This is a genomic window from Mesorhizobium sp. M7A.F.Ca.ET.027.02.1.1, assembly GCF_004022985.1.
Taxonomy (GTDB): domain Bacteria; phylum Pseudomonadota; class Alphaproteobacteria; order Rhizobiales; family Rhizobiaceae; genus Mesorhizobium.
Genome location: NZ_RZOL01000171.1, coordinates 1 through 12,613, shown reverse-complemented (window position 1 = coordinate 12,613; position 12,613 = coordinate 1). Strand labels below are relative to the sequence as shown.

At 59.6% G+C, this 12,613-nt stretch carries 7 protein-coding genes and 4 pseudogenes; 9 read left to right on the top strand and 2 right to left on the bottom strand.

Going from position 1 to position 12,613, the window contains the following annotated elements; all coding sequences use genetic code 11:
• Window positions 1-103: 103 nt before the first annotated feature.
• Window positions 104-1,906, bottom strand: coding sequence for an ABC transporter ATP-binding protein (locus tag EN749_RS19175; RefSeq protein ID WP_095517146.1), 1,803 nt, complete (start codon window positions 1,904-1,906; stop codon window positions 104-106).
• A gap of 395 nt (window positions 1,907-2,301) precedes the next feature.
• On the opposite strand from EN749_RS19175, the pseudogene EN749_RS19170 reads away from it, so the two are divergent.
• The 8 genes and pseudogenes from EN749_RS19170 to EN749_RS19130 form a co-directional block, all read left to right on the top strand.
• A pseudogene (locus EN749_RS19170) lies at window positions 2,302-2,436 on the top strand (aminocyclopropane-1-carboxylate deaminase/D-cysteine desulfhydrase family protein); the annotation flags it as partial.
• Between the two features lie 516 nt (window positions 2,437-2,952).
• Window positions 2,953-3,384, top strand: a pseudogene (locus EN749_RS38865) (class I tRNA ligase family protein); the annotation flags it as partial.
• Window positions 3,385-3,535: 151 nt separating this feature from the next.
• Window positions 3,536-4,455: pseudogene (locus tag EN749_RS19155) on the top strand (IS3 family transposase); the annotation flags it as partial.
• 310 nt (window positions 4,456-4,765) lie between these two features.
• Window positions 4,766-6,190, top strand: a complete 1,425-nt coding sequence (locus EN749_RS19150; protein ID WP_245330015.1) for a trehalose-6-phosphate synthase — start codon at window positions 4,766-4,768, stop codon at window positions 6,188-6,190.
• A gap of 486 nt (window positions 6,191-6,676) precedes the next feature.
• Window positions 6,677-7,630, top strand: coding sequence for a LysR family transcriptional regulator (locus tag EN749_RS19145; protein ID WP_189367592.1), 954 nt, complete (start codon window positions 6,677-6,679; stop codon window positions 7,628-7,630).
• A gap of 244 nt (window positions 7,631-7,874) precedes the next feature.
• The gene (locus EN749_RS19140) at window positions 7,875-8,609 is read left to right on the top strand and encodes an AraC family transcriptional regulator (RefSeq protein WP_128363721.1); all 735 of its coding nucleotides are present in this window, start codon (window positions 7,875-7,877) and stop codon (window positions 8,607-8,609) included.
• A gap of 133 nt (window positions 8,610-8,742) precedes the next feature.
• Window positions 8,743-9,618 (top strand): hypothetical protein, encoded by an 876-nt coding sequence (locus EN749_RS19135; RefSeq protein ID WP_095488480.1) that lies wholly within the window; start codon window positions 8,743-8,745, stop codon window positions 9,616-9,618.
• Between the two features lie 687 nt (window positions 9,619-10,305).
• Window positions 10,306-10,602 (top strand): annotated as a pseudogene (locus EN749_RS19130) (DDE-type integrase/transposase/recombinase); the annotation flags it as partial.
• 2 nt (window positions 10,603-10,604) lie between these two features.
• Here the strand turns inward: EN749_RS19130 and EN749_RS37755 are convergent.
• Window positions 10,605-10,778 carry a hypothetical protein gene (locus EN749_RS37755; protein ID WP_189367590.1) on the bottom strand — a complete coding sequence of 58 codons (174 nt, stop codon included), beginning with the start codon at window positions 10,776-10,778 and terminating at the stop codon, window positions 10,605-10,607.
• 791 nt (window positions 10,779-11,569) lie between these two features.
• Between EN749_RS37755 and EN749_RS19120 the strand changes: the two genes are divergently transcribed.
• The coding region (locus EN749_RS19120) for a hypothetical protein (RefSeq protein ID WP_145990947.1) at window positions 11,570-12,613 on the top strand (1,044 nt) is incomplete at its 3' end.

Sequence of the window (12,613 nt, the reverse complement as noted above, 5' to 3'; positions counted from 1 at the left end):
GTGCTGGTTTTGCCGGCCGTAACGCCCCCGGCTCGTCGGTAAGGCCTCACTGCCACACGCCTCTCCGGCAACGGCTCGGCGCATCGCGCAACCCGGTTGGAGCTCAGGCCAGGCCCTTCGCTAGTTCCAACGCCTGCCGTTCGAAGAGGCGGCGGTAAATGCCACCATCGAGATCGATCAGCGCGGCATGATCGCCGTCCTCCATGATGCGGCCACGATCGAAGACGAGCAGCCGATCGAGCGAGCGGACTGTCGACAGCCGGTGTGCGATGACGAGTGTCGTTCGACCCACCATCAACCGATCCACCGCTTGTTGAATGAGCACCTCGGATTCCGAATCGAGGCTCGATGTGGCCTCATCCAGGATAAGGATCGGCGCGTTCGCGAGGAAGGCGCGCGCGATCGCCACGCGCTGGCGCTCGCCGCCGGAGAGCTTCAAACCCCTTTCGCCGACCAATGTCCCATAGCCCTTCGGCAGGGGCGCGATGAAGTCGTGCGCACTGGCCAGCCGTGCCGCTTGCTCAATCTCGGCCTGGCTCGCGCCAGGCCGGCCATAGGCGATGTTCTCGGCAAGCGACCTGTGAAACAGGATAGGCTCCTGCTGCACGATCGCGATCTGCGAACGAAGGGACTCTTGGGTCACCTCGGAGACGTCCTGACCGTCTATCAGGATCCGGCCGCCGCTCAGGTCGTAGAGTCTCTGGATGAGCTTCACGAATGTTGTCTTGCCGGAACCGGAGGGCCCAACCAACCCAACCCTTTCGCCAGCCTCAATCGACAGCGAACATTCGCTATAGAGCGGCAGGGGATGGTTGGCGTAGCGGAAGTGGACGTTCTGGAAATCGATGCGGCCCGTCGTGATCCGGATCGGCTTGGCCTCTGGACGATCGGCAACATCCAGCTGCTGATTGTGGATGGCCACCAGTTCTTCCATATCATTAACTGAGCGTTGCACGTTGCGGACATGCATGCCGGCATCACGCAGATAGCCCTGGAGGACGATGAAGGACGTGAGTACATAGGCTATCTCGCCAGGCGTTGCCTGTCCATGCGACCACAGAAGCAGGGCATATCCGATCACCGCCACCCTGAGCGCAACCAAAGTGACGCCTTGGATTGAGCCAATGTTCGTCACGCGCACCCAACTCCTGCGCGTGCGGTGCCGCCATTTGGTCATGATATTTGCAAGGCGCGCGTCTTCGCGTACCTCGGCGCCGAAGCCTTTGACCACAGCGTTGCAACTGACCGCGTCCGCAAGCGCGCCGCCGAGCTTTGTGTCCGATTGGTTGGCAAGGCTCGCCGCCGGCGCGACATAGCTGAGCGACAGCGAAATCGAAAAGGCAAGATAGATCAGAGAGCCGCAAGCAAAGATCAGCCCCATGACCAGCCAGTGCCAGCCGAGCAGCGCCGTCGAACCTACCAAGATGATAAAGGACGGGAACAGCGCGACCAATATTGTGCTGTTTAGGGGGTCGAGCGCCCACATGCCGCGCGTTATCTTGCGCACTGTCGAGCCGGCGAAGCTGTTCGCATGCCAGTCTGTCGAAAAGCGCTGGACATGATAGAACGCTTCGTTCGCGACATCAGACATCATCTTCAGCAAAAGGTCGTTCAGGCCAATGAAGGCGATGTGGCGCATGGCAATGGCAGCGAGCGCAAGCGCAATCGGTACAGAGAAGGCTGCAAGGGCCGAATGCCAGGCTGGTGCTGCCACAGCAGCGCCACCTGCAACAGCATCGATGAGACGACCTGAATAGACCGGCATCAGCACGTCAGCCAGCGTGGAGGCAAGCATCGCAGCCATGATGATCGCGAGCCGCACCGGCTGCCGGCTCCAGTGGCGGACAGTGAAGGCGAGTACGTCGCGACCAGTGGCGCCGCGCCCATGGAAGGGGAAACGTTTCATAGTTTCCAAGCGGGCGCATCAACACGCTCGGTCCCAAAGAAGTTAAATGACAAAACTGGAATTTTCGACATCACCCACCACAACAAGATCGGTGGACAGCCCCTGCTGCCCCTCAACGGTCCTATCAAAAGTTGTGCCAACTACAAAAAAGGCTCAGATCTGCATCTTTGCTCAACGCGTTGAGAGTCCGGCCGGCCAAGCACAATTGTCACGGACTCGACAACCGGCGGTGGATGGAGGCAAATGCGGACATTGACGACAGGATCTAAAGGGGCTTCTCCGCAACGGCAATCTTGCATTCGGCGAAAGCAAGCGGCGTAAGTTCAATACGTCATACCTGACGCGACCAGATGTCGACATACTTGTCTCCATCGCGGAGTGGCAGTCCAAACTGTATGATCGCGACGGTTGCCGCCAAGATTGGCATGAGATGTCGTCTACTTCAGGAGAGCTGGGTCCGCATGAGGATGCAGACTACGACCGGGTCGGCGACATTTTCTCTTGAGCAAATCATGGGAGCAGAGGTACGGCCCGAAACAAACGTTTGTCTGTTTGGATCAGTGCCAGGTTGTTCCTGCGTTGCGGCCCACCTCGTCAACGCCTTCGCCTTCCCGGAATATCTCCTTCCCGAACCTCCTGACGGCAGCCTCGACAAAGCTGCTGACCGAATGCGTCTTGCCGGCGCGAGGACAAAATCGTCAGGCTCGTGATGCTGCAGGATGGGCCACATACATGTCCCCGACCTAGCTGTGTGACCGTCTTTAGCGCTGCGCCTCGAGTGAGTGAAGAAGGCATCCGAATCTCGCCTCGATCTTCCGCAAGACGGGAGAGACCTCCTGGAGGCCGCGCCTTCCGAAGGCATCTTTTTCAGACTCGCGCTGCGAGGAGGTGGCAAGAGCCGTTTCCGCGCCACAGTCCGTAAACTTGGGTTGCCGGCCGTCCCTAATTTCCGGTGCGGAGCCCGCCTATTGGCCCTAGCGGCAAGATGACGGCGACGTTATAAATCGGCCGCCGGCGGAAGGTTTGGTCGCGACTGGAATGCGGCGACGCCCAGCAATGACTGGCAGATCGTCCATTTCTTGGGTTTCGACAGTTCCTTCTACCACGCGCTACTCTACCCCGCTCTTTATGCCAAGGTGTTCTCCCACTGGACGCCGCGCATCCGCTATCACGTGAATGAGTTCTACCTGCTCGACGGCCAGAAGCTCTCAACCAGCCGCGGCCATGCGGTCTGGGGGAAGGAGGTTCTGAGCCCAAACACAGTCGACATCCTGCCTCTTCATTTGGGCCTGACACGCCCGGAAGGTGAGCGGACGAACTTCACGCGGGACGCGCTACGTCGCACCGAGAACGAGATATTCAAACGGATATGGCTGAATTGGCTTGATGAGCTGGACCAGGAAATCAAGCAGGACTTTGGTGGCCGTGTGCCCGACGCAGGCGACTGGGCTCCGGCCGACCGCGCCTTCTTTGCTTGAATAGAGATCCATCGCGCGGCGATGGAACGCGCCTATTCGGATGATGGCTTCTCGGTCAGGCGCGCGGCCGCGCAGGCATGCGATTTCGTGCGCGATTGCGTGATCTACCGTCAGGCGCCAGACTATGCAGCGGCGCGACGTCTTTTTCCCGCCCGCGGCCAAGCGGAAAGCTGTCGCTCGCCTGAAGGAAGGCTTAGGGATGAGCGAACGGCGGGCGTGTAAAGCCATCGGCTGTTGCCGCATGACGGTTCGCTACGAGACCAGCAGGCCGGACGACCGCGACGTTCGCGAGCGGATGAAGGCGATCGCGCAAGAGCGTCGCCGGTTCGGCTACCGGCGTCTTCTCGTGATGCTGAGGCGGGAGGGCCTGGTCGTGAACCACAAGAAGCTGTTCCGGCTCTATCGGGAGGAGAAGCTCGCCGTTCGCCGCCGTGGCGGCCGCAAGCGGGCGATCGGGACCAGGGCGCCGATGCTGGTGCCGCTGAGGCCCGACGAGTGCTGGTCGCTCGACTTCGTATCGGACCAGCTCACCGACGGGCGCCGCTTCCGCATCCTGGCCGTCGTCGACGACTGCACGAGAGAGTGGCTGGCACTCATCGTTGATACGTCTCTCTCGGGCATGCGGGTTGCCCGCGAATTGGACCGGCTCATCACCAGCGGGGCCGGCCGAGGATGATCGTCAGCGACAATGGCAGCGAGTTCACCTCGAACGCCATCCTCGCCTGGGCGGATCAGAACCGCGTCGAATGGCATTACATTGCGCCCGGCAAGCCGATGCAGAATGGCTTCATCGAGAGCTTCAACGGCCGACTGCGCGATGAACTGCTCAACGAGACGCTGTTCACCTCGCTGGCTCAGGCGCGCGTAGCCATCGCCCTGTGGCACGCCGACTACAACACCGCGCGGCCGCACTCCCAAATCGCCTGGCAGACCCCGGCCGAGTTCGCCAGCACCTTCAATCCGCGACGGTCGCTCGCGCTGCGCTATGCCAAAGGCTCCGCGCCAGCGCCCGTCGCTTCACCCGCCCAGCAGGGCACAACCCACGCCGGAAACGAACTCAAAACTGGATAGAAACTGGGGGCAACGTCACGTGGTGACAAAGCTCTGGGACCGTTGGGAGGATGATGGATGATGCGCTCATCGCGAACCCGGAGGCGCCGGTCTGCCACACTAGTGGTCGTAGGGAATCGGCCCACGCTTTCAGTTAAATCAGGAAAAACATGATCCAAAACCGAAGCTTTGGGAGCTCAGTTCCTGCCCCGCTTAGTGCCTATTTGTATCCGCTATTCTGCCATACGCCTAATGAGATTGTCCCACCTGATGACCGTCCCTAACTTGGCTGTGATCAAAGCCAAAAAGCTGGCGGGCAACAGGAGTGATCATGAAGAACATTATGAGTGTCGGTGGGGACGGTGGAGATCGTAGACTGGTCATCGTGTCAAACAGGGTTGCGCTGCCCGACGAGCACGGGTCAGTGCCCCCGGGCGGAATGGCCATTGCGCTGAACGCTGCGCTCAAGCAACGAGGCGGCCTTTGGATGGGCTGGTCGGGGAAGGTGAAAGCCGAGAAGAAACAGGTGTCACCGACGATGCAGGAGGCCAACGGCATCACCTATGCCCTTGCCGATCTCTCGGAGAAGGATCTGGACGAATATTACTACGGCTTCGCCAACAGGGTTCTTTGGCCGGTCTTCCACTGCCGTGTCGACCTCGCCGAATACAACGACGCGAGAAAGTCAGGATACTACCGCGTCAACCGACTCTTCGCAGAATCTTTGATGCCGCTCCACCGCGAGGACGACGTCATATGGGTGCAAGATTATCACCTGATCCCTCTAGGGAAAGAACTGCGCGAGCGCGGCTGCCGCAACCGGATCGGCTTTTTCCTGCACATACCATGGCCGCCGGCGGACATCCTCGCCACCGTGCCGCTCTGCGAAGAATTACTGGAAGCGCTTTCGTTCTATGACCTTGTCGGCTTTCAAACCGACGACGATCTTAACAACTTCGCCGAATGTCTAAGCCGCCGAAACCTAGGGCGTCTCATGAAAGACGGTAGCTGCCTAGTCAAAGGGCGACAGTTTCGCTGCGGGGTTTTTCCAATCGGTATCGACACGGCCAAGTTCGAGAGCCTCGCAAAGCTAGCGACGCGCGACGGGGATCTGCAGGAAGTTTACAAGAAGACCGCTGGCTGTGACGTCGCCATTGGTGTCGACCGATTGGATTATTCCAAGGGCATCGATCAGCGCATTGTGGCGTTTCGCCATTTCCTTGATCGTAACAGTCATCGCGTCCGCAAGACGCTACTGCTGCAGATTACCCCGAAATCCCGCGGGGAAATACCGGCCTATCTAGCGCTGCAAAAGCACATCGCCGAACTGGTGGGAAGTGTCAATGGGGAACTTGGAACCATCGATTGGGTACCAGTACACTACACCAATCGTTCCCATGGCCCGCTGGAACTGGCCGGCCTCTACCGAATGGCACGCGTTGGTCTAGTGACGCCGCTCCGCGACGGCATGAACCTGGTGGCGAAGGAATACGTGGCTGCGCAAGACCCAAGCAATCCGGGCGTCCTCGTGCTCTCGCAATTTGCCGGCGCCGCTGGCCAGTTGGAGGGAGCGGTGCTCGTCAATCCCTATGACCCAGAGGCTGTGGCGGCCTCCACGGAAAAGGCATTTCGCATGTCACCAGAGGAACGGAAAGACCGTTGGAGCGCAATGAAGAACAGTCTCAAAGGCCACGATGTCTATCGATGGTGCAGCGGCTTTCTCGCCAAACTCGAGGCGGCGGACTTGCCAGTATGAGGCTGATCGCGACCAAGTGAATCAGGGCAGCATCCCGGCCTCGCCGCGGCGAGGCTTGGTTAATGTGCTGTGGTAAGCCCGATGGCGATGAACCGACCAACTACAGTTGGATTGTAGCCGATTGTGCTGGCAAGCGAAGAACTCGCGGCTGCGCCCACTCGTCAAACTAGTTGAGCCGATCCGCAATAAGGGCTCTGGTCGCCGGGTCCGTCGGTGTCGAGCATTCGACTGTCATCGCTTCGCTGATCGAGACAACCGTGTATGAATATGTCGACCAACCCGGTTGGCGACATCGTTGATGTGCTAAGCAGCATCGACCCACACCGCACGCCAGATCTCAAGACGTTAGCTTGAGCACATTCTTCCATATTAAAACAAGAGGAAAAAGACATGGGTGAGCTCTCTTGCCGTCGGCAGATTTCTTCAAAGACGGGTGAGCGGCCACGACTGGTTGTCGAGGGCGCTCGCGCCGCACGGCAACAGAAAATGCTGGCGTCCATTGACCTGAACTTACTGTTGTCTCTTGAGGCGCTGCTGGAGCACCGCAACGTCACGCATGCGGCTCGGCACGTGCGCTTGAGCCAACCGTCGATGAGCCGAGCGTTGACACGGCTGCGTGGCATTTTCAAGGACGATCTTTTGGTTCGCGGCTCGAGCGGCTTGGTCCCGACGCCGCAGGCCGAACGGTTGGCCCAAATGCTGCCGCCGGTGTTGGATGCGCTCCGCGGGATGGTGAACCGCCAGGGGGAAAGGCGATCAAAGACAATAATGGCGATACCCGACCATCAAGCCCTGATCTTGCTGCCGCCTCTCCTACCCCTCCTGCGCGAGCACGCGCCTAATCTCGACATCGTAACCGGCTCGTTTCTAACAGGCGCGCTCCGGCGGCTTGAGCAAGGCGAGATCGATCTGGCTGTTGGGCAGACCGGTGGCACGCCACCGGGCTTCTTTCGGCGCAGGCTCTATACTGACCGCTTCGCCTGCCTGCTACGTTGCGACCACCCAGCCCTGGCGCAGGAATGGACGATCGAGACCTTCGCTGCCCTGCGCCACGCCGCCATTGGCTCGGATTCGAAGGATGGCTTCGGCCGGGTACATGATGATCTGGCCAATTTACACCTCCAAGATCGCGATCCGGTGCTGGTGTCCAATCTCCTGACGACTGCTGTGGCCATCGCGGCGACCGATCTGGTGCTGATTGTGCCACACCGCGTCGCGACACGGATCGCCGCCTTGCTCCCCCTAGCGATTCTCGATCCCCCGGTGGAACTGTCGCCTTACGAGGTTGGGCTAATTTGGCACGAGCGCTGCCATCGCGACCCAGAGCATCACTGGTTGCGCCACAAGATTGCCGCTGCAGCGGCGGCGGGAACAGAGTTGGCGCATCCATCGACAATGAGAGGGCAAACGGCTGATGCTTCGCCAAGGGAAGAAGCGTGATGCGATCGAAGTCTGGCCCTATCCTCAGGACCGAGCCAGTTCATTACCCCCTCGTCCGTCGGGACACGATGCTGGTTCCGCTGCCAACTCAGTGAAACCGACGCGCGCCGACGTCGAGCGAGCATCTGCTGTGAAGAAGGTATTCACACTTCCACCCAACTACACAAACCAAGACCCACCTTCTTCGACCGCCGTTCGGCCGCGTCAAGGCCTTCGCAGGCCATGTTCTCAGGGTGTTACCGAGGTGCATGCATCGATTCTGGCCGCGTATCTTGGCCCCGACCCGTTGGCAGGTAAGTGTTTGGCACAAATTGCGAGTTCTCGGATCTTTGGCATTCTGCCCAACGAAGTGCGGCAGATCGATATTCTTGAGCACCGTTCGTTGCGGCCGGGGCGCTGCGCGCAAATCGTCATCATCGATTGCCGCGAATGGGAGCAACATGGGTACGGTCATGCGAAGCTCCCTTCCGAACTGGTGCAACTAGCTCTGGTTTCCGAAGACAGGCTGGACCGAGAGGCGGTTTTCTCCGACGGGTATTCCGATTACCTGTTGTGGCCACTGATCGAGCAGGAAGTTGTGAGCAGACTGACTGCCTGCGTCGCTCAGATCGCGCGGCGTTCTGCACCGCTATTCTTCTCAGCCGACCCCCTCATTCAGAAGGCTTGCGCTCTGCTGGCACAGCGAGTCGATCAGCAGATCGCCCTCGGCGAACTGGCGCGCATAGCCGGGACCAACAAGACAACGCTGGTTAACCGCTTCGAGGCTGCCTTTGGCTGCGGGCCTATGACCTGGTTCCGGCACTATCGGATGATGGAGGCTGCCGCCCGTTTGCGAAGCGGGCATGAAAGCGTGGCCGAGGTCGCTGAATCCTTAGGCTACGAAAACAGCAACAATTTCTCCACGGCCTTCAAGGCGATCCATGGGCTCTCGCCGCTCCGCTATCGCAAAATGGCGGCGCGCAGAGAAAGGTCTGCCTGACGCAAAGGTGGGGATCGGAAAAAACTAGTATACAGCCAGTGAAGACACGCAAAGATCACCTGATGCTCAAGCGTTTACGCACTCCAGGCACTTTGCGGCTTTTCACAGCAACGCTCAGAAAAGGAAGATAAGCATGTTGAACGCGGTCGCAGCGAATTTTCAAGGGCATGAACAGAGCTATTCGGACAAGAACTATGAGTCGGCGAGCGCGTTTTTCGGCGCCAAGCCCCTGGTTTTGGCCCAGCCAGGTGCTGCGCGCCCCAGTGACCGAACGATCGCCAACGGTCAAGGAGCCGTACAGTTTCACCTCATTGGTCAGAAGACCGATGACCCGGCGTACAGCGGCATCATGAATGAAAATCAGGACAACCTTCTGGCTATAGGAGGGCTCATTCACGATTACATGCATACCCATTTTCCTAACGTTGATGAGAAAAAACTTGATATCAACACCTGGACGAATGTTGTGGGCAACATTCCCAATCTTTCGATCGAAGGGCAAAAACAGAAAGGTTACTCAAACAAGCTTGCTGGCACCTCCGTTTCAGCCACGTTCCTCTCCTTGATCGCGAAGGCGATCGTCACTGACGGGGCGTCTCTGCTAACGGATTTCCAGTCCTTCCTCACGGAGATGGGCAACCTGACCTTCAGTGCCAACAGCAAGGCGCAGCAGTACAAGGCTCTGACATGCACCTATCAAAGCTACCTTCTCGATAACGGGGCAGGCGGATATTACGACTACGGAGCAATTGTTCTGCGACAAATCGAGTTCAATCAGTATTTCCTTGAACTGAAATCCTCTTGCTCGTCGACACATTATGTCAACGTCGACATAAGCTATAGAGAGGTTACCAACATCCTTCAGACTCGCCGAATCCGCAGAGGCGGCCCCGATTACAAAAACTTGCAGGAGATAGTGAATAAGAACTCAACCGAGCAATTCAAGAAGGCCAAGAACTTCTTTAACGGCGGCTCGACCCCGCAACAAGACATCACGCCCCAGGTCTAAACCGCGCGGTCGGGCGCGATGTTTTTCGCTGGCGCACGGCTCATACAGGTGAAGCCGTGAATGCAAGTTGTGGCATCTCGGTCGCTACCAATGGCGACTTGGCGCAGGAGCGCCGGTATATCAGTCCCACCCCGAGACCGGTAACTTCTCTGGGGTTAGGCGGCGCTAAGGAGAGGCGGCTTGGGCTTGAATGGTGGCACGTTCGGCTCTGGCTGTCGGTACGGTGCCCGCAATCGATTGCGAAGCTCGCCGTTGAGATCTGCCGTCCTGACCTGCATGAGCATGTGAGCACCGTGGAGCGACCACCTATCTGCTTGCGAAGCCTTCACCCTCTCCAAGAGTTGCTCCAGATCGGTGATCGCGCGATCGACCCGCCCATGCCACAGGCGCCACTTCACCGCTCTCATGTCACCGTCGGTTGCGGGAAGCGCTTCCGAGAGACCCGGTCTCCGACGCGGTTTCGTATCTGGCAGCTTGGCGCCGCAAGGAGATGGAGCGGATAGTGCGCTCCGAGCGGCAACGCTTCCTGGAATCCTTTCTTGGCGGTGTTGCGGATCGGCTTCGCCCGGAACGGTCGCGCTGATGGACGAAACGCGCAAACCCATACATCCACTTCCTATTGCAAGAGTGAATTCACCCATACCGGTCAATCCGTTCCGGCAACGTTCCACAACTTGGCCAAAATCGCAGCTTCGGGCCGATTAGGCCTATGGAGCAGCCAGGCGACAGGTGATGCCGGACGTTGAGCATCGGTCGCATAAGGGATTGAACAACCGGGCGGAGAATGCACATGTGCCGCTGCGAAAACGGGAGCGTATGATGCAAGGCTTCCGATCACCAGGAGCACTGCAACGCTTCGTTTCGATCTTCTCGGCTCTGCGCAATCTCTTCGTCCCGCCTCGCTCAAAACGCTCCGCTCTCGCGACACAAATTCACCGCCTGCAGGCCATGGCGGAATGGAAAGCCGTGGCCATGGTCAGCTGACATCAGCGGCCGCAGGTCTCAACGCGTGTATATGCAGACAACGTGACATCGCCGTCGTACCAGATCGACAGCAGCATCGCCTCAAACAGCGCAAGTGGCGGCCAGGCGGGCTCGCCTTGGCTGCGCAGGACTGTTAGGCCTCGATGCAGAGTCGAAATCGCCCCGAACACCGTCATGGCTGTTCTCGGTTTCAGTTTGAACTTGGTCGGGAGGAGCCAATACTGTGTTCAGCATCGGAGCCCTGATGAGCAACATTCTGACGACGACACCGCGAACCTCGGACACGTGCTCCCCGACATCGCAGAAGGCTTTCGAATCCTCGCTTTCCACGGCTAAGGGAAAGAGCCGGCAGTCGGCGGACAGCTCGTCCGCGACAGCGGCTTCCCCGCAGTCTCCGCCGCATTCGGGTGAGGCGGCGAAGCCGAGATCGGCGGGCGAGCGGGCGAGCCTTCACGGCCGCGACTCTAAGGAGGGGTCCAGCGGCGCTGGACAACATTCGGGCGACGCCAACACGGACATGCCGGGTCGGACCCAGCTTTCGGTCGGGCAGGGCGGGACCGACGTCCCTTCCGGCTCCGCGCTTCAGCTCGGTGTATCGAAGACGGACGATCGGGCGCTTCCCGGTCACCACGATCGCTCCACCGCGCTGGCCGTCACGCCCCAGGGCGCCGAGGCGGCCGGGGTCGACGGCGCGAAATGGGGTCGCAATCACATGCCCCCGCCGAACTGGCCGGGGTGGCACAAGGGGCATGACTCCGCGGCGCCCCACCCCCGCGGCCATGCCCGGGCGTTTCAATACCCACCGTCCATGAGGCCGCATCCGCAGCCGGGCATGAAGGGTCCGGTGGGGCCTGGCCGACCGAACCCGAGGGACCCCTTCGGGCGCGGGCCGATCGCGCCTCTTCCATTGACGACGAACGGCCCTCTGCCACCGCTCTCGGCGCTTTCCCCTAAATGGGACGGGCTCATGAAAGAGGTCGACGGACTTCAGAACGAGGTCCTGCTTGAGCAGATCGGTCGGATCGACAACCACTTCGAGTCTAATCCCGATTGCTTGTGGAGCAAGGGCGTCAATCTGACGCCGGCACAAAAGGTTCGTTACCTCTACGATCTCCAGTCGAGCCTCGGACGCTATGTCGGGCTCAAGGAAGAGGTCGCGCAGAAGAGTCCGAAGGCGGTCTTCACGAACGACAAGGAGACCTTACGATCGTTCCATATGCGGATCGATCGGTTACAGAACGACCCTGCCATTCAAAGCTGGATGCGAAACACCTTCGCTCCGGCCATGGCGCAGAAGATCTACGACACGCCCCCGATCCGGCAGATGCTTCTCGAAACCATGAAGTCCGATGTCGTGGACGGAGGCATTCTTAAGACCGCGACGGCGCATGGCGTCAAGGCAGGCGACGCCGTTCGGCTGCATATGCGCGAGTACGGGCTGCTGCAGAGCATGATGACGCCTGCGGATCTGAAGTATTATTCGCAAGGAGCCGCCGACGCGCTGGGACATTTCATCGATGGCTTCATGTCGCCGAACCATATCGATCGGCTGACCGCGACCCAGATGCAGGCGCATTATGGGATGGACTACAATAAGGGGCTGGGCTCGCTGGACATGACGGCCGATCCGGGCATTCGCTCGCTGGCCCAGGACACGCATCAAAGCGACGCCAAAGTTCGTGCGGATCTCGGCGCGCTCGTCAACGCGACTCTCGGATACGTCCGCAAGGGCCTCAAATACAGCGAAGCCCTCGACAAGGCGAAGATCTCGTCGGTCGAATGGCAACAAGTGCCGGCAGGGATTCGGGACGCCTACAGTAAGGGTCTTTTCCACCTTGCCAACATGGTGACGAGCGGCGGAGCCGTCGCGCTGAAGGTGCTTGCCGGGAAACCAGTATCCGACTTCGATCGGGCGGCATTGGCGTTCCAATGCATGGTTGTCGCGGGGCTGGGCTTCGATAGCGCCAGTAAGATGGGACCGGCCTATGCTGGGCTACCAAAGGATACAGGC

Bases quoted from the DNA above. Each gene is read 5' to 3' on its own strand.
- EN749_RS19175 (WP_095517146.1), bottom strand. From the start codon at position 1,906: ATGAAACGTTTCCCCTTCCATGGGCGCGGCGCCACTGGTCGCGACGTA.
- EN749_RS19150 (WP_245330015.1), top strand. From the start codon at position 4,766: ATGAAGAACATTATGAGTGTCGGTGGGGACGGTGGAGATCGTAGACTG.
- EN749_RS19145 (WP_189367592.1), top strand. From the start codon at position 6,677: ATGCTGGCGTCCATTGACCTGAACTTACTGTTGTCTCTTGAGGCGCTG.
- EN749_RS19135 (WP_095488480.1), top strand. From the start codon at position 8,743: ATGTTGAACGCGGTCGCAGCGAATTTTCAAGGGCATGAACAGAGCTAT.
- EN749_RS37755 (WP_189367590.1), bottom strand. From the start codon at position 10,778: ATGACGGTGTTCGGGGCGATTTCGACTCTGCATCGAGGCCTAACAGTC.